The organism is Nocardiopsis sp. NPDC006198 (assembly GCF_040613895.1).
GTDB classification, from domain to species: domain Bacteria; phylum Actinomycetota; class Actinomycetes; order Streptosporangiales; family Streptosporangiaceae; genus Nocardiopsis; species Nocardiopsis tropica.
Genome location: NZ_JBEXSY010000004.1, coordinates 139,909 through 156,657 on the forward strand (window position 1 = coordinate 139,909; position 16,749 = coordinate 156,657).

The 16,749-nt window shown below is 73.6% G+C and carries 14 protein-coding genes; 8 read left to right on the forward strand and 6 right to left on the reverse strand.

The features are described 5' to 3' along the window. The first annotated feature begins 202 nt into the window (after positions 1-202). The 3 genes from ABZ234_RS04885 (at position 203) to ABZ234_RS04895 (ending at position 1,990) form a co-directional block, all read left to right on the forward strand. A complete protein-coding gene (locus ABZ234_RS04885; protein WP_267947797.1) occupies positions 203-565 on the forward strand; it encodes a BlaI/MecI/CopY family transcriptional regulator in 363 nt (120 codons plus the stop codon). Positions 566-570: 5 nt separating this feature from the next. Further along, positions 571-1,515, forward strand: a complete 945-nt coding sequence (locus ABZ234_RS04890) for a M56 family metallopeptidase (RefSeq protein ID WP_344176587.1) — start codon at positions 571-573, stop codon at positions 1,513-1,515. 175 nt (positions 1,516-1,690) lie between these two features. Beyond that, complete coding sequence (locus ABZ234_RS04895) at positions 1,691-1,990, forward strand: DUF2516 family protein (RefSeq protein WP_267947799.1); 300 nt, start codon at positions 1,691-1,693, stop codon at positions 1,988-1,990. Between the two features lie 18 nt (positions 1,991-2,008). Here the strand turns inward: ABZ234_RS04895 and ABZ234_RS04900 are convergent, their stop codons facing one another. From ABZ234_RS04900 to ABZ234_RS04910, 3 genes are all read right to left on the reverse strand, one after another. Further along, entirely contained in the window at positions 2,009-4,468 is a 2,460-nt protein-coding gene (locus tag ABZ234_RS04900) for a hypothetical protein (RefSeq protein WP_355011073.1), read from the reverse strand. A 215-nt stretch (positions 4,469-4,683) separates the two neighbouring features. After that, positions 4,684-5,697, reverse strand: coding sequence for a neutral zinc metallopeptidase (locus ABZ234_RS04905; RefSeq protein WP_355011074.1), 1,014 nt, complete (start codon positions 5,695-5,697; stop codon positions 4,684-4,686). A 75-nt stretch (positions 5,698-5,772) separates the two neighbouring features. Then, positions 5,773-6,648: a neutral zinc metallopeptidase gene (locus ABZ234_RS04910; RefSeq protein WP_267950224.1), complete on the reverse strand. Its 876-nt coding sequence runs from the start codon at positions 6,646-6,648 to the stop codon at positions 5,773-5,775. Between the two features lie 153 nt (positions 6,649-6,801). Here ABZ234_RS04910 and ABZ234_RS04915 point away from each other — a divergent pair, with 153 nt between their 5' ends. Further along, entirely contained in the window at positions 6,802-8,661 is a 1,860-nt protein-coding gene (locus ABZ234_RS04915; protein WP_355011075.1) for a DUF2207 domain-containing protein, read from the forward strand. A 70-nt stretch (positions 8,662-8,731) separates the two neighbouring features. After that, entirely contained in the window at positions 8,732-9,157 is a 426-nt protein-coding gene (gene dtd / locus ABZ234_RS04920; protein WP_344176580.1) for a D-aminoacyl-tRNA deacylase, read from the forward strand. Positions 9,158-9,476: 319 nt separating this feature from the next. On the opposite strand, the gene ABZ234_RS04925 is transcribed toward dtd, so the two are convergent. Together ABZ234_RS04925 and ABZ234_RS04930 are read right to left on the reverse strand one after the other, a co-directional pair. After that, the gene (locus tag ABZ234_RS04925) at positions 9,477-10,172 is read right to left on the reverse strand and encodes a response regulator transcription factor (protein WP_267947804.1); all 696 of its coding nucleotides are present in this window, start codon (positions 10,170-10,172) and stop codon (positions 9,477-9,479) included. Continuing rightward, entirely contained in the window at positions 10,169-11,341 is a 1,173-nt protein-coding gene (locus ABZ234_RS04930; protein WP_267950225.1) for an ATP-binding protein, read from the reverse strand. The genes ABZ234_RS04925 and ABZ234_RS04930 overlap by 4 nt, the downstream gene beginning before the upstream one ends. Positions 11,342-11,489: 148 nt before the next feature. Between ABZ234_RS04930 and phoU the strand changes: the two genes are divergently transcribed. From phoU to ispF, 3 genes are all read left to right on the forward strand, one after another. Beyond that, complete coding sequence (gene phoU, locus ABZ234_RS04935) at positions 11,490-12,152, forward strand: phosphate signaling complex protein PhoU (RefSeq protein ID WP_267947805.1); 663 nt, start codon at positions 11,490-11,492, stop codon at positions 12,150-12,152. Positions 12,153-12,537: 385 nt separating this feature from the next. Next, positions 12,538-13,020 (forward strand): CarD family transcriptional regulator, encoded by a 483-nt coding sequence (locus ABZ234_RS04940; protein ID WP_267947806.1) that lies wholly within the window; start codon positions 12,538-12,540, stop codon positions 13,018-13,020. 35 nt (positions 13,021-13,055) lie between these two features. Continuing rightward, entirely contained in the window at positions 13,056-13,526 is a 471-nt protein-coding gene (gene ispF, locus ABZ234_RS04945) for a 2-C-methyl-D-erythritol 2,4-cyclodiphosphate synthase (RefSeq protein ID WP_267947807.1), read from the forward strand. Between the two features lie 647 nt (positions 13,527-14,173). Here the strand turns inward: ispF and ABZ234_RS04950 are convergent. Next, positions 14,174-16,492, reverse strand: coding sequence for a DUF2637 domain-containing protein (locus tag ABZ234_RS04950; RefSeq protein WP_355011076.1), 2,319 nt, complete (start codon positions 16,490-16,492; stop codon positions 14,174-14,176). Positions 16,493-16,749 lie beyond the last annotated feature (257 nt).

Here is a 16,749-nt window from a genome sequence, read left to right on the forward strand (position 1 = left end):
CCCGGGCCCCTGACCAGGGTCCCCGTGAACGCGATCCGCCTCACTCCGGGCGGGGCGGCGGCGCCCCGGACCGGTCCCGCACCCCTCCGGCGCCGGGCCCGGGGCCCGGAATCGGAGGGCGCAATCCCTTGTCCCGCAGGAGACGAGGATTTAACGTGGGGGTACGACGGCCTGTAGTACGACCCCAAGTAGACTCGTGGTCATGAATCGGCTCGGCGAACTCGAACGCGCGGTGATGGATGTACTGTGGGCACGGAATGAACCGATGACGGTTCGTGAGGTCGGCAAAGCGCTCGCGGAGCGCGACCTGGCGCACACGACCGTCATGACCGTGCTCGACAGGCTCGCCAAGAAGAAGGTCGTCACCCGGGCACGCGAGGGTCGTGCGTGGCGATACCGTCCGGCAGCCAGCCGTGAGGCCTACGTCTCCGAGTTGATGTTCGACGCGCTCGGACAGACCGGTGACCGCGACGCCGCCCTGGCCGCCTTCGTCCAGTCCATGGACGGCAAGGAGGCTGCCGCGCTCCGGCGCGCACTCTCGGAAATCGAGCAGCCAAGGAACTAGTCCGTATGGTCAGTGCCGCCCTACTCTCCCTCGTCGCGGTCGGCTGCCTCATCGCCATGGAGGCGCTCCACCGGGCCAAGTGGCCCTCGCGTGGTCCCTACACGGCGGTGATCACCTGGCAGACCCTGGGCCTGGCCTGGGGCGTGTCCACCATCGGCGCCCTCCTGGCCTTCGGGCTGTCCTCCTACCAGCTCGGCGCGGCCGGCGGTTCCCTGGCCCTCGCCACCGACCTCGTCACGGGCCGGCTGATCCTCACGGAGCTCTCCCAGGGCGTCGAGGGCGTCAGCCACGTCGTGGCCGTCGTCCTCGCCCTCGTACTGACCCTCGTGCTGTTCTACGGCCTCGTCTCCTCCTTCGTGCAGGTCGTCCGCGTCCGCCGGCGCCACCACGACCTCCTCGAACTCGTCGCGAGCGAGCACCCCGACGTGCCCGGGGCCCGGGTGGTCGACCACCCGGCCGCAGCCGCCTACTGCCTGCCGGGCGTCCTGCGCTCCCAGGTCGTCATCAGCGCCGGAGCGCTCGCGGTCCTCGACAACCGCGAGCTGGCCGCGGTCCTGGCCCACGAGCACGCCCACCTGCGCCAGCGCCACGACCTGGTGCTCCTGCCGTTCTCGTCGCTCAAGCGCGCGTTCCCGCGGGTGCGCCTGGTCCGCACCTACTACGAGACCGTCGCCCTGCTCATCGAGATGTGCGCCGACGACCAGGCCAGCCGCCGCAGCTCCTCCCGCGAGCTCGCCATGGCACTGCTGCGCTTCGGCGCCGCCGGCCCCGCGCCGGTCCCCGCCGGGGCCATGGCCGCGGTCAGCGAGGCCGAACCCGGCGTCATGCAGCGGGTCAACCGGCTCCTGCGCCCCGCCGAAGAACTCCCGTACCACGCGGGCGCGGTCATCATGGGCGGCTCGGCGTTCCTCCTGGCGGCGGTCACCTGCCTCTGGCACATCCCGGTGTGACCTCCGGCCCCGCAGGTCGCGGATCCGCCTCCGCGGGCGCCACCGGTCCACCCGGCCGCGCGGGAGGCGCGACACGTGTGATCCGAACCTCCGCGGGCACGATCGGCGCCCGCGATCCGTTTACGGTGGAGAGCGGGCGGTCCCCCCGCTCGGAACGTCTTCGGGAGTGTGCGTCTTGTTCGGACTGATCTGGCAGGCCATCTACCTGGTCACCTTCGTGGCCAGTCTGTACGCGCTGATCGAGGCGATCCGCACGCCCGCCGCGGCGTTCGAGCTGATGGACAAGCAGACCAAGAAGCTGTGGATCGTCCTCACCGGCCTCGCCTCGGGCCTCTCCCTGCTGGCGGTGTTCTCCGGCCGCGGGATGTTCGTGATCCTCGGCCTGGTGGCCACCCTGGTCTTCCTCCTCGACGTGCGCCCGGCGGTCAAGGGCGTGGGCGGCAACCGCAACAACGGCCCCTACGGCCCCTGGTAGGCCGCCTCCGCCCGGCGGTCACGGGCGCCCCTCCGGGGCCGCGTCCGTCCGGGAGGCGTCCGCGCAGTTCATGGCGCCCATCACCCGCCAGAGCGCCCCGGCGTAGGCCGGGTCGCCCGTGTAGTCCGAGTGGCCCAGGATCTCGGGCCTCCTGGCCTCGCCCGGCGGGGCGTCGTAGCCCCGCGGGTCCGGGATCGGCTCCGCCTGTTCCACGGTGAGCAGGTCCCCCTCCCCTCCGGACGCGTCCCGCAACCGCACCGGTCCGGCGATCGCGTCCGTGACGCGCCACAGGTTGTGCCACACCGACACCCGCTCCCGCAGGTCGGCGAACGGCCCCGGCCCGAAGTAGGCCGGGAAGTACCTGGCGTACAGGCGGTCCAGCGGTGAGCCGTGCGTGATCAGCGCGATCCGGCCCAGGCAGTCGGACGGCAGCTGCCACACCGTCGCCGCCGCCAGCACCGAACCCTGCGAGTGCCCGGACAGCACCACGTCGGTGTCCTCCCGGGTCATCCTCGCCACCCTCGCGGACAGCTGGGGCACGGCACGCTCCGCGTAGGACGGCGGCGCCAGCGGGTGGGCCGCACGCGGCCAGAACGTGCCGACGTCCCACAGCGCGCCGACCGCCTGCCGCGTCGGCCGGTCGCGGTACGCGCTGCGCCCGATCAGCGCCAGCGCCACCAGGGACGCCCCGCCGAGCAGCGAACCGACGCCGATCAGACCCGACACCGTGCCCTGGGCGACCCCCTGGGCCCCGCCCGCCACGGCCGTCGCCGCGGGGACCGGTCCGGCCCCCAGGTTGCCGGTCAGGGCCGAGTAGAGCGCCAGGACCCCCAGCGCCCCCGCGGGGAGGAGGAGGGCCACCATCACGGAGGGCAGCACCTCGGTCATCCGCCCCGCCGCCCGCGCCCGCGCGATCTCCCAGGTACGGCGGTCGCGCACGCTGCGCGCGTAGTCCTCGGCGACCTTCGGGAGGTGCGCCCGCGTGCTCCGGCGCAGTTCCAGCGCGAGCATCGCCACCAGCCCCACCGCGATGGCCGCCTCCAGCGCGAAGGTCAGCTGGAGCCAGGAGTAGGCCGAGGGCGCGGACAGGGGCAGGCAGGGGGCGCCGGGCGCGGACAGGGAGCCGCAGCCGCTCAGCCACAGCGAGCCCTGGTAGACCAGGGCCGCGGAGAAGCCGCCGCCCAGAAGGGCGCCCAGGGCGGCCGTGGCCGGTCCGGCCAGGCCGCGCATCGCCGCCCCGTCGTGGGCCCGGTCGGCGGCGAACAGCACCAGCGCGGCGGCCAGCATCAGCAGGACCAGGGACGCCTGCACGGCGAACAGCGTGTTGAGGATCGCCCCGTTGCCGGGCAGCCGTCCGGCGGCCGCCCACTCCGGGCGCGGCCACGCCGTGTACACGGCCACCGCGATGCCCAGGACCAGGGTGGCGTCGCGCAGGAGGCGGCAGACCCGGTCGGCCCGGGCGTTCCAGCGCGGGTCCACACCGGGGACCAGGACGCTCAGGGCGCTCCCCCCGACCACCGCCGAGAGCAGGACCGCCAGCACGGTCCCGGCCCCCCACAGGACGGAGTCGCCGCCGGGTCCGCCCGACGGGGAGATCAGGTCGTGCCGGAGGGCGGGGACGAGCAGGAGTGCGGCGACGGTCCCCAGCGCCACCGAGATGTGGGCCGAGCGCAGCCTGGCCATGGTCTCGCTGTTGCGCCAGAAGTCGGCGTGGCTCAGCGGCGCCGCCGCGCTCTCCCGGGGCGGCACCGCCGGGGAGACCACCTCGTAGTCGGCGGCGGTGCGCCGCGACAGCCGCCACAGCACCAGCACCACGGCCACCGGCAGCACGGCGCCGACCAGCAGGGCCGTCCCCGGCGCGGACAGCAGCGACGCGGGCGAGGCCAGGAACGCCAGCCACGGGAGCACCCGGACGCACTCCTCGCCCTGCCCGGCGGCGCACTGCCAGGCGACGAGGTCCATGCCGATCCCCCCGGCGGCCAGGGTGATGAGCATCGTCAGCGTCAGCGCCAGCAGGCGCACGCCCGCCCCGTACGCGTTGTTGGCCAGCCGGCGCACGCCCGTGGGGGAGCGGTCCATCCGTCCGGGCCGCATCCAGTACGCGACGTTGATCAGCATGAACGGCAGCAGGAGCAGCCACAGCGCCCGGGAGGACCTGCCGGAGGTGAGGTTGCCCCAGGCGAAGATCTCCCGGCGCACCCCGGGAACGGTCTCGGTGTCGGCCTTGCGCCGCCACCGGAAGAAACCGGCCAGGCGGTCGCCGCCCACCCGCATGGCGGGCTCGACGTCCAGCAGCTCCTCGGCCTGGCCGCCGCTGACGCCGTGCACGCGCAGCTCCACGCAGTTGTGCGCGGCGGGGCCCGGTGCGGTCGGGGCGGAGGCGGGCTCGGGGGCGGACGGGGAGGAGACGACGACGGGGGGGACGGGGGCGGTCGGGTCAGGCTCATGGGCGCTGAGGGGGGCGGTGAGGTCCGACATGTCAAGCATCCTGCCACGCTGCGTGTCCGAGCGACAGCACCGGAGAAGACCTGGGGACGGCCCCGACGGGCCGGGCCGACCGCGCGGATCCCCTGTCCCGCAGCGCTTCCGCGCCGTCCCGCGCGCCCGCGCCGCCCGGGACGCGGGGCCCGCGGCCGGTCCGGCGCACCGGGCGGCCCGGTCCGGCGCACCGCCCGCGCGTCCGGAGCCGGCGCTCAGTGCACGAGCGTCTCGTCGTCCAGGTCCCAGGTGTTGCAGGCGGCCGGCGTCTGCTCCTCCCAGCCCCGGCTGGTCCAGTGCACGCTGTTGTCCGCCGACCCGTGCGTGCGCTCCTCCTCGCCGCCGTCCTCGCGGTCGGCGGTCGCCCTGGCGTCGCCGAGGACCGCCTCGAAGTCGTCCTCGTCCAGCGGGAAGCTCACGCGGACGGAGGCCAGGAACGCGCCGGACAGGCAGTTCGCCTGGAGCTCGCTGCGGCGCGTCCACGCGTTCCGCTCCAGGGGGTCCTCCTCCAGCTGGCGCTGCTCGTGGTAGTACTCCAGCAGCCCCGACTCGCCCTGGACGTGGTGGCCGTACTCGTGGGCCAGCAGGGACGCGTACACCACCGGCCGCGTGGCGCCGTTCCACTTCTCCACCACGTCGGCGGTCCCGATGTAGATGCTCGTGCTCGCACGGCAGTAGAACGCGCCCGCCTGCGACGGGTAGGGGCGGCACGGGCTCACCCCGGGCTCGTCCCAGAACACCCGCTCCGGCGGGGTGAAGGGGATGCCCGCGCGGGCGAACTGGGTCGCCCAGGCGTCGTCGAGGCAGTCCGCCACCGAGTCCAGGAAGTCCTTCATCGACTCCGTGTCGTCCACGTCCAGCCCGGGCGCCGGGCACGGGCGCGGACTCAGGCGGCCGGTCCCGTACAGCGGGTTCGCGACCAGGGCCTCGTGCCCCGACGGGCTCTCCCGCTGCCCGAACGGGTCGGCCAGGCCGGTGGCCGCGGCGTCCCCCGAGGGGCTCTGCCCCGGCTTGTCGTCGAAGTCGGTGTCGGGCGCCGCGCCGTCACCGGCCCCCTCGGGCGCCGCGCCGGAACCGGAGGCCTCCTCGCTGACGGTCGTCCAGGACAGCATCGCCAGCGCCAGGAGCACCACCACGAGGGCGGTCACCATACCGAGCGCCCGCCGGTCGGCGCGCCGCGCCTGACCGGGCGGCGCCGAACGGGGAGACTCACCGAACCCTGCGTACACCCCTGTCCGCCCGCCCTGTCGTCGCCGTCGGCCGGGCCGGACGGCCAGGCCCCTGTCCGCGCCCCCGCGAGCGCCTCACTCGACCAGGTCCTCGGGGGCGTCCCAGGTGTTGCACGCCCCCGGGTCCACGCGGTCCATGCCGTGCGCCGTCCACAGGCGGCCGTTGCGCGCCGAGCCGTGGGTGTGGTCCCCGCCGCGGTCGGACCGGAGGCCGACGTCGTCGAGGATATTCTCCCGCTCGGCCCCGCCGTGGCCGAGCCCCGGGCCGGAGGCGCCCAGGAACACCCCGCCCAGGCAGTTCGCCTGGAGCTCGTTGCGCCTTGTCAGCTCGTCGGCGGTCTCGCGGTCCACCCCGGCGCGGGCCTCGTGGAACTCGGCGAGGATGCGCGACTGGCCCTGCACGTGGTGCCCGTACTCGTGGCTGAGCAGGAACGTGTACGCCTCGGGCCTGTCGCTCCCGGCCGAGGCCTCCACGATGTCCTCGACCCCCAGGTAGAGGCCCTGGTTGGCCTGGCAGTAGAACGCGGCGGTGCCCTGCGTCGGGAACGCGCCGCACGGGCTGTGCCCCGCCGAGTACCAGTACACGCGGTTGGGGGACGAGAACTCCATCCCCGCCGACGCGAAGTAGGCGCTCCACGCCCGGTCGAGGCAGTCGGCGATCTCGTGGACGAACCCCTCCACGGACTCCGGGTCCTCCGGGTCCAGCTCGGGGGCCTCGCAGGTGACCTCGCCGAGCTCCCCGATCCGGTACAGCGGGTTGTCGCCGAGCATGTCCCCTCCCGTGGACACGGCCCGCTGGTGCTCGCCGCCCCCGTCGGCCGGGCCGGCCGACGCCACCGGGTGGGACCACGCGGCGTCGGAGGAGGACAGCATCGCCGAGAACGCCAGGAAACCGGTGAAGGCGACCGCGGCCAGCCCCGTTCCGAGCGTGAGGGACACGCCGAGCCCCATCCGCTGGAAGAACCCGGGCCGCTCCGACCAGAACTCCGGGACCGGGGCCGGCCCGCGCCTCACCACGGCCGCCTCCCGGGGGCCGGGAGCACGGAGCCGCCCGCGGTGCCCTGTGACAACAGCGCGCGGGGGGACCGGATAGGCTCTCGCGTCATGTGGTGGGTCGGCTCCTGGCGCCCGGCCGTCGTGGCGACGACGGTCCTCTCGGTGTGCTCCGTGCTGGTCACGGCGCCTGGCGTCGTGTGGCCGGAAGGGGAGGCCCACGCCGCGACGGCAGCCGCGCCGGCCACCACAGTACCGGGGGGCGCGCCGGACCGGACCGGCGCGGTCGGCCTCGGGAGCGCGGCCGATCCGCTGATCACCAACGACGTCAGACTGGAGCTCGACCGCGCGGGGGTCCTCCACGGCGAGGAGACCATCACCTTCAGCGGCGGGGCCCCCGCGGAGTTCACCAGGGCCCTCACCGAGACGATGCTCTACGACACGGACCACGACAGGAAGTTCGAGGTCACCGGTGTCGAGGCGACCGACCTGGACGGCAGCCCCCTGGCCGTCGAGGTCGAGAAGACGGACGGGACGCTGTACGCGCGGATCCCCACCGCGGCCACCGCCGGCGTGGTGCTCACCTACAGGGTGGGCGGGACCGTGAGCGAGGTCACCCAGGGCGTCCAGATGGAGTGGAGGGCCGTCGGCGCCTACAGCCACACCGTGGAGTCCACCGACGTCACCGTGACCGCGCCCATGCCGCCCGAGGCGCTCTCGTGCCTGGCGGGCGAGCCGCGCAGCGCCATGTACTGCACCGCGTCCGACATGGGGCCGGAGGCGGGCGTCGCCCACTTCCTCCAGGCGGACATGGAGCCCGACGACCGGCTGGACATCGTCGTCAACTACCCCTCGGGCACCGCCGAGGGCGAACCCATCCTCACCCGGAGGTGGTCGCTCGCGTCCGCCTTCGCGGTGACCCCGGCGACCGCCGGCGTGTTCGGCCTCCTCCTCGTCGTCCTGGTCGGCGGCCTGGCCGTGCTGATCCGGGTGCGGGGACGGGACGAGCGCGCGCTGCGCCGGGAGGCCTCCGAGGGCGACCACGCGCCGGTCGAGGAGGGCGAGCGGGGGCAGCTGAGGTTCGCGCCCCCGGACGACGTGCACCCCGGCCAGATCGGCACCCTCATCGACGAACGCGTCGACATCGCCGACCTCACCGGGGCGGTGCTCGACCTCGCGGTGCGGGGCTACATCCGGCTGGAGGAGCTGCCGCACGAGCACTTCACGTCCGTCGACTGGCGCCTGGTGCGGCTCGACGGACCCCCGGGGGAGACCCTGCTGGCCTCCGAGTGGCTGCTGCTGGACGCCCTCTTCGGCGAGCGGCGCACGGTGCGGCTGTCGCAGCTGGGGTCGCCGCGGGCCTCCGCCGACTTCCCCGCCAGGATCGACCGCGTGCGCGAGGAGCTGTACCGGGACATGGTGCGGCTCAAGTGGTTCGCCCGGTCGCCGAGCCAGGTGCGCACCCGCTGGAGCACGGTCGGGATGGTGCTGACGGCGGCCGGCGTGGTCCTGACCGGGGTCCTCGCGGTCTTCACGGGCGCGGCCTTCTCCGGCCTCGCGGTCGTCATCGCGGGCGCCGCCGTCACGGCGGGAGCCCAGTACATGCCCGCCAAGACCAAGCTGGGCAGCAGCGTGTACGCGCACACGATGGGCTTCCGCGACTTCCTGCTGAGCCCCCGGGCGGAGCAGGCCCTCCCCGGCCGGAGGGTGGAGCTCTACTCGCGCTACCTGCCGTACGCGGTGATCTTCGACGACGTCGACCGGTGGGCGAACATCCTGGCCTCGGCCGCGCTCGCCGACCTCACCCCGGAGGAGCTGACCGGCGACGGCCTCGCCTGGTACACCGGCCCCCGCGAGTGGAGGATCGAGGACTTCGCCGACTCCATCACCACGTTCGTGGTGTCGCTGACCGGCATCATCACCAACACCCGGCGCCTGCGGGTGCTCAACCAGTTCCAGCGGTCGCGGTAGCGCGGACCTGGCGGCGAACGGCGGCCCGCCGGACGGCGGGCGCGGGGGAAGAGAAGAACGAGGGGGAACCATGCGGGCGGTCGTGCAGCGTGTCTCGCACGCGTCGGTGACGGTCGACGGCCGGGTCGTCGGGGAGATCACCGGGCCCGGGCTGATGGCGCTCGTGGGGGTGACGCACACCGACACGGCCTCCGAGGCCGCCAGGATCGCGAAGAAGCTCTGGACGCTGAGGATCCTGGAGGACGAGCTGTCCTGCTCGGACTCCGGCGCGCCGATCCTCGTGGTCAGCCAGTTCACGCTCTACGGGGACGCCCGCAAGGGGCGGCGCCCCACCTGGCAGGCCGCGGCCCCCGGGCCCGTGGCGGAACCCCTGGTGGACGCGGTCGTCGAGGAGCTCCGCGGGCTGGGCGCCACGGTCGCCACCGGGGTGTTCGGCGCGAAGATGTCGGTCGCCCTCACCAACGAGGGGCCGTTCACGGTCGTCCTGGAGGCCTGAGGGCCCCTGTGCCCGCCCGTGGCCGCCCGCGGGTACATTTCCGGGCGGATCCGACTCGCGGCGGCCCTGGGGCCGCCACACGGCCCCGGAGGGCGGTCCGTCCCGCGGTGCGCCCCGTCGGGCCGGACGTGGAGGCCGCCGGCGCGGCGGCGATCGCCGCACGGCTCCCGAGGGCCCGCGCGTACGCCCGAGCGGCCCCCGGCTCCGCAGGGGGCGGGAACGGCGTGCCGCCCGGGCCGTGGCCGGTCCACGGCCCGGGGCACGGGAACGAAGGGGGAGGCGACGGGGGACGGGGAGGCCCCGCGGGTGTCCCGTGCCCTCAGACGTCGACCGTGACCGGCTCGAACTTGTAGCCCAGACCGCGCACGGTCACGATGTACCGCGGGCTGCCCGGGTCCTCCTCGATCTTGGCGCGCAGCCGCTTGACGTGCACGTCGAGGGTCTTGGTGTCACCGACGTAGTCGGCGCCCCACACCCGGTCGATGAGCTGCATCCGGGTCAGCACCCGACCGGCGTTGCGCAGCAGCACCTCCAGGAGCTCGAACTCCTTCAGGGGCAGCTGCACGCTGTCGCCGCGGACCGTGACCACGTGGCGCTCCACGTCCATGCGGACGGGACCGGCCTCGAGGGCGGCGGGGAGGACGACCTCGTCCTCGCCCCGGCGCCGCAGGACCGCGCGGATACGGGCCACGAGCTCGCGGGAGGAGAACGGCTTGGTCACGTAGTCGTCGGCGCCGAGCTCCAGACCGACGACCTTGTCGATCTCGGAGTCCTTGGCGGTGAGCATGATCACGGGGACGTTGGACTTCTGCCGCAGCGTCCGGCACACCTCGGTTCCCGAGAGGCCCGGCAGCATCAGGTCCAGCAGCACCAGGTCGGCCCCGGTGCGGTCGAAGGTCTCCAGCGCCACCGTTCCGGTGGGCGCCACGGCGACCTCGAAGCCCTCCTTGCGAAGCATGTACGACAGGGCGTCGCTGTACGATTCCTCGTCCTCGACAACAAGTACACGAGTCACTGTGCCGCCTCCTGCTGATCGGTGTTCCGGGTGGCGTCGGGCCCCCGGTCGTCGGGTCTGGGCAGACGCAGTGTGAACGTCGACCCCGACCCCTCCTTGCTCCACACGGTCACTTCTCCACGGTGGTGGGTCATGATGTGCTTGACGATCGCCAGGCCGAGGCCGGTACCACCGGTGGCCCGGCTCCGAGCGGCGTCCACACGGTAGAACCGCTCGAAGATCCTTTCCCGGTCCTGCTGGGGGATGCCGATCCCCTGGTCCGCGACGCTGATGTCCACGCTGGAGCGGGACACCCCGACCGACACGGCGACCCGGGTGTTCTTGGGACTGTAGGCGACGGCGTTCGCGATGAGGTTGCGCAGGGCGGTGCCCAGCAGGCCCTCGTCGCCCAGGATCGTGACGCCCTCGGCGCCGCTGCCGACCAGCTCGATCCCCTTGGCGTCCGCGGGCATGCGCACCGCGTCCAGGGCCTCCTCCACCACGCCGCCGAGCTCGACCCTGGTGGGCTCGGCCATCGGCTCCGCGCCCTGGATCCGCGAGAGCGTGATGAGGTCCTGGATGACCGCCGTCAGCCGCGCGGCCTCCGTCTGCATGCGGTCGGTGAAGCGGCGCACCGCCTCCGGGTCGTCGCTGGCGTCCTGTACGGTTTCGGCCAAAAGGGACAGCGCGCCGACCGGGGTCTTGAGCTCGTGGGAGATGTTCGCCACGAAGTCGCGGCGCACCGCCTCCACGCGCCGGTGCTCGGTCTGGTCCTCGGCGAGGACCAGCACCAGGCCGGTTCCCCCCAGGGGGGCGACGCGCACCGCGAAGGACGTCGCGTCGGGGCCGAACTTGCGCACGGCCACCTCGATGTCGGTCTCCCGGATGACCCCGTCGCGCCGCACCTTGCGGGCCAGGACGAGGAGCTCGCCTATGACCAGCTCCTCGCCCCGGACGAGGCCGAAGGCGCGGGCGGCCGAGGAGGCGCGCAGGACCCTGTCGGCGGAGTCCAGGACCACTGCGGAGGAGGGGAGTGCGGAGAGGACCTCGGCGATCCCCGGTGGCAGGGTGGTGCCGTCGTGGCGCTGGGGCACCGGGGCCTGACGGCGTTCGTTGGTACCCGTACGGAAGAAATGACCGGCGAGGACGCCGATGACGACGCCCGTCACGAGTCCGAAGATGCCGGTCACAGCGGCGAGAAGTTCCCCTTGCACGATTCGATCGTAAACGTGCGGACTGGAGCTTTACCCGGTCAGGGCAGACGACACAACCGAGGTTCTTCCATCGTTCACCAAACCTTGGCCGACTCTTCAAACAACCACTGGGAGCATTGACGCCATGCGCGATACGTACCACGAGGACCTTGACAGTCTGACCGAACGCCTCGTCGAGATGACGAGACTGGCCAGGCACGCCGTCGCACGCGCGACCACGGCGTTGCTGGACAGCGACATCGACGCCGCCCAGGAGGTCATCTCCGGCGACGAGGCGATCAACCGCCTCGACCAGGACATCGAGGACACGGCCTTCAGCCTGATGGCCCGGCAGCAGCCGGTCGCCTCCGACCTGAGGACCATCATCACCGCGCTCTACATGCGGGGCGACCTGGAGCGGATGGGCGACCACGCCGTCCACCTGGCCAAGATCGCGCGCCGCAGGCACCCCGACTCGGCGATCCCCAAGCCGGTCCGGTCGATCGTCCTGGAGATGGGCCACCAGGCGGAGCTGCTGGTCACGAAGGCCGGGGAGGTCATCGTCGACAGGGACCCCGACACCGCCCTGGAGCTGGACAAGGACGACGACCGGATGGACCGCCTGCGCCGCAAGCTGCTCCAGCGCATCCTCGCCCCCGGGTGGGAGTACGGGGTGGAGGCGACCATGGACGTGACCCTCGTCGGACGCTTCTACGAACGCTTCGGTGACCACGCGGTGCACGTGGCCGACAACCTCGTCTACATGGTGACGGGCGAGAAGCGCGAGGACTACGACCCGGAGGGCTGATCCCCGGGGAGACCCGTGGCGCCCGTGTGGCGGAGGGGGTTCGCGCCGGTGGCGCGGGGCCGCCGGCGGGGCTGCGGGCGCTGCCGGAACAAAGGGGGTTCCGGTCGGCGCAAAATCGTGACATCCGTCGCTTCGACCCCTCCGAAGAGGGGCGGAGCCGGGCCGCGCCCGACCTCTCCCGACCCTTCGCCAAGGGCGCGCGGTTCCGCTGGCCAGGGGGCTCCGAAGCCTTTCGGACACGTCCTGACCAGGCCCGCGACAGGCCTCGGGTACACTTTGTCAACCCCCGAAAAGGGGGTCCTGACCTGCGTGTTCGCAAACCTAATAGGTACGTTAAGTCACAGATTCGTGGTATCCTTGTGGTAGCGGAAGGGGTACCTGTCACATGGCTTTCAAGGTCGGCGACACTGTTGTCTACCCCCATCATGGGGCTGCTCGTATTGAAGCGATCGAGACTCGCACCATTAAGGGCGAGGACAGAATCTACCTCGTTCTGAGGGTCGACAAGGGCGATCTGACGGTCCGTGTGCCGGCCGCGAACGCCGAGGACGTCGGCGTTCGTGACGTGGTGGGGCAGGAAGGCCTGGACAAGGTCTTCGAGGTGCTGCGCGCACCGCACACCGAGGAGCCCACCAACTGGTCCAGGCGCTACAAGGCGAACCTGGAGAAGTTGGCGTCGGGCGACGTCAACAAGGTCGCCGAGGTGGTTCGCGACCTGTGGCGCCGGGACAAGGAGCGCGGTCTGTCCGCCGGCGAGAAGCGGATGCTCGCCAAGGCGCGCCAGATTCTCGTCAGCGAACTCGCCCTCGCGGAAAAGACCAACGAGGACAAGGCCGAGGCCCTCCTCGACGAGGTTCTCACGACCTGAACTCCAGTCACGGAATCGCGTCATTCATGACGAATATGCCTCGGGTGGGCGTCGGAACGGACGTCCACCCGTTTTCTCCTGGACGGACACTTTTTCTCGCCGGTTTGGAATGGCCGGGTGAAGACGGTGTCAGCGGCCATTCGGATGGCGATGTCGCCGCCCATGCGGCGTGCGACGCGTTGTTGTCCGCCTGCGGCCTGGGGGACCTCGGGTCCAACTACGGCACGGCGGAACCGCGGTGGAAGGGCGCCTCGGGCGCCGCACTGCTCACCGAGACCGCGGCGCGCGTTCGCGCGGCCGGTTTCGAGATCGGCAACGTCGCCATCCAGATCATCAGCAACCGTCCCAAGTTCTCGCCCCGGCGCGCCGAGGCCGAGAAGACGCTCTCCGAGGTCGTGGGGGCGCCGGTGAGCATCTCCGCGACCACGACCGACGGCCTGGGCCTCACCGGCCGCGGCGAGGGCATCGCGGCCGTCGCCACGGCCCTGTGCGCGGCGGTGGACTGACCCGCTCGCCGGCGGCGGCGCCGGGCCTGTACGGCTCCGGTGCGGCCCGGCCCCCAGAGGGGCGGCGAGGGGACGAACGGCGAACAGAGGGGTCCCGCACCCGGGGGTGCGGGACCTTCGTCGTGTCCGGGGGCGTGCCGGTGTCCGGGGGCGTGTCCGGGGCCGGCCGGTACGCGGGGGCCGTGAGCGGGCGGCCCCGCGGTCCGTCCCCGAGGTCCGTTCCCCGTCCGGTGCTGCGGACGGTGCGGCCGGCGGCGGGGCGTCGCGCTCGGCCGGTCGTGTTCCCGGTGGCGCGGCGCGACCGCCGGTCGACCCGGGGGCACACCGGGGCAGTAGCCCTCACGGCGGAGGGTGCCGGTCCTCGTGCACCGACCCTCGCGCGGCAGCCCGTCCGAGGCTCTGAACGGGACGCAGGAGACACCGGGGTGCGCCTCGGTCACACCCGATCGGAAACCGGGAGCCCGGGGGTCCAGGTCGTCCACAGGGCGTGCGGGGGTGGTTGGCGCCGGACGGGCGGGGGATGTTCTGGCATGGGGGCCACCCCTCCCCGCGGGGCGCTCACGCGCCCCCGGCAACAGCATGGCCCGCCCGGTCGCCGTCCGCCACCCCTTCCGCGGGGCTGTGGACGACCGGGCGGGGCGCACGGCTCACTCGTCGGGGCGGAGCGGTTCGCTGCGCACGCGCCGCGACGGCGGTCCCGCCGCGAAGTCGGGCAGCGGCGGACGGGGCGGCTTGAGCACCATGGGGCGCTTCTCCACCGGCGTCCGCACGCTCCGCTTCGTCAGGGGCAGGCGCTCCGGTCCGGGCCGGTCCGCGCGGGACCCGGCCCCGTCCTCCGGGGCCTCCCGGTCCGAGGGGGCCCGGGTCTTCGGTTCGGCGCCGGGGCCGAAGGCGGACGGAAGCTCCTCCACCTCGGGCAGGGGCTCCTCCCCGGGCTCCTCCTCGGGCTCCTCCCCGGTTTCCACGTCCGGCTCCTCTTCCGGGGCCCCGGGCCCAGGACCGGGCACGCCCTCCCGGGCCGACACGTCCCCCGTCCCCGGTACCGGGGCGGCCTCCGCCGGGTGCGGTTCCGCGGGTTCCGGTGCTGTCGGGCCCGGGCCCGGCGTCGGGCCGACGGTCTCCGGCGGCGCCTGGGGGATCCGGAACGCCGCGCGCACCGTCGGCCCCGTGTCGTGGTCGAGCACGGGCGCCGGTTCGGGATCCGGTTCCACACGGTCCTCGTCCGCGGGCCCGTCGTCCTCCGGAGGCGTCCACACCGGCGGCACGTAGTCCGACAGGACCCCGGCCCCCGTGTCGGCGCTCGCAGGGGGCTCCCAGAGGGCGGTCGCCGGCACACGGCCGTCCCCGGGGCCGGTGCCGTCGTCCGCGGGCCCGTCCACCGACAGGTCCGACGACCCTTCCGCCACCGCGTCGGCCACCGCGTCGGCGGGCCCGTCCGTGAGCCCGTCCGAGAACCCGTCCGAGAACCCGTCCGCCGACCGGTCCGACGTCTCGTCCCAGGCCTTGGCACCGGCGGCACGGATGGCACCGTCGGCACCCGTCCCGGAAGGCGTCCCGGCACCGGTTCCCGCGACGGGGGCGGGCACGACCCCGTGCACGGCCCCGTGCGGGTCGGGCCCGTCCCCGCCGTAGCCCTCGTGCTCCGCGTAGCCGCGGTCCTCCCCGTGGGGCCCGTGGTCCGGGTCCTCCGACCGGGAAGCGCTCTCCGCCGGTGTCCGGGCGGCGGGGGCCGACGCGGTCTCCGCCACAGGCACGGACCCCTCGCCGCCGACCGCCTCCGGCTCCCTTCCGGGAACGGGGAGGGCGGCGGGGGCCTCCGCCTCGTCGGAGGCCGGGTCGCCTGGCGGCGGCTCGTGGTCGAAGCCCTCGTCGGCGAGGTGGTCCGGGACCGCCTCGACCGGCCCGCCGGCGTGGGCGCCGGCGTGGGCGGCCGCGCCACCGGAACGGTCCTCCGGGAACTCGGGCCCGGGGGCCGCGGCGCCGGGCACCACGGGGGGCTGCTCGGCGGCCAGCTTGATCGGGTTGTGCCCGCTCCGGGAGCGCCGGGGGAGCGGGAACGTCGGGGCCGACGCCTCGTCGCCGCGGCGGCCGTGCTCCGGGAGGGACGCTTGCACCGGCACCGGTGCGGCGATCGGTCCCGCCGCGTTCCGGTGCTCCTCCGGGCCGTCCTCCCGGTCGTCCTCCGGCATCTCGTCCGGCTCGTCCGGCTCGTCGTGCCGGAGGTCCCCGGTCGCCTCGGAGCCGTCGTCGTGCCGCTCCGGGACGGCGGCCGCCTCGGACCGGGGGCGGATCCGGACGAACTCCCCGGCCTCGTGCGACCGTGCCCCGTCCGCGGCTTCCGTGTCCCGGTCGTCGGGGCCCAGGCGCAGCAGCCGGGTTCTGAGAGCGGCGTCGTCCGGCTCGTCCGGCACGCGGGCGGGGGAGACCACCGCGCGCGCGTGCAGCACGGTGGCGGGGTCGTCGGAGGGGCGGGGCCGGGCGGTCGGCGTGCGGCGGCGTCTGCGCATGTGCGCCCGGACGGTCATCCACAGCAGGAACGCCACGAGCAGGGCGGCGAGCGGGGCCACCGCGACGACGACCCGGGCGACCCCCTCGGGCACCCGTTCGACGAGTTCGAGGTTGCTCAGCAGCATGGCCGCGGTGGCGAACATGATCAGTGCCGGGATCAGGACCAGGTCCACCCAGAGCCGCTCGCGGGGGTGCGCCCCGCGCAGGAGGTAGCTCACCCAGCACGCCATGATCAGCAGGAGGGTGTAGGTCACCGGGAACACGTGGGCCAGGGTGCTGCCCGCGTGGCCGCCGTACTCGGCGAACTGGAAGATGCCGTTGTAGGAGATGACGAGGGCGCACAGTGCGATGAGCCCGACGAACAGGGCACCACCCGCGAGAGCTCCGGCTCCCGTGACGCGACCTGCGGGCCGACCGTTCCGTGTCCTTGATCCGGGGGTGTTGTTGTAAGGGGCCATCGCCACCGCAGCGTAGTCGAGTCGGTGCCGCTAACACGAGATTCCGACCGATTACGGTTGCTTCCCGACCGGCACACTCGGGGGTGTTCTGGGGTGTTCTGTCGGAATATGCAGGGTCTGGCGGCCTGCTGATCCCCGGGGGCGGGCGGTGGGGAGGTGTTTTCCCGCGCCCCCTCTTCCCGAATACGGCTTAACACATATACGCACTTCGGGATGACCGAAGGGGGAACGACCGGCGTGGGAGTTCGTGGTTTGTG

Excerpts from the sequence above, each read along its gene's own strand:
- ispF (WP_267947807.1), top strand. The coding sequence starts at position 13,056 with ATGCCTCGGGTGGGCGTCGGAACGGACGTCCACCCGTTTTCTCCTGGA.
- phoU (WP_267947805.1), top strand. The coding sequence starts at position 11,490 with ATGCGCGATACGTACCACGAGGACCTTGACAGTCTGACCGAACGCCTC.
- ABZ234_RS04910 (WP_267950224.1), bottom strand. The coding sequence starts at position 6,648 with ATGGGGCTCGGCGTGTCCCTCACGCTCGGAACGGGGCTGGCCGCGGTC.
- ABZ234_RS04915 (WP_355011075.1), top strand. The coding sequence starts at position 6,802 with ATGTGGTGGGTCGGCTCCTGGCGCCCGGCCGTCGTGGCGACGACGGTC.
- ABZ234_RS04890 (WP_344176587.1), top strand. The coding sequence starts at position 571 with ATGGTCAGTGCCGCCCTACTCTCCCTCGTCGCGGTCGGCTGCCTCATC.
- ABZ234_RS04940 (WP_267947806.1), top strand. The coding sequence starts at position 12,538 with ATGGCTTTCAAGGTCGGCGACACTGTTGTCTACCCCCATCATGGGGCT.
- ABZ234_RS04950 (WP_355011076.1), bottom strand. The coding sequence starts at position 16,492 with ATGGCCCCTTACAACAACACCCCCGGATCAAGGACACGGAACGGTCGG.
- ABZ234_RS04900 (WP_355011073.1), bottom strand. The coding sequence starts at position 4,468 with ATGTCGGACCTCACCGCCCCCCTCAGCGCCCATGAGCCTGACCCGACC.
- dtd (WP_344176580.1), top strand. The coding sequence starts at position 8,732 with ATGCGGGCGGTCGTGCAGCGTGTCTCGCACGCGTCGGTGACGGTCGAC.
- ABZ234_RS04885 (WP_267947797.1), top strand. The coding sequence starts at position 203 with ATGAATCGGCTCGGCGAACTCGAACGCGCGGTGATGGATGTACTGTGG.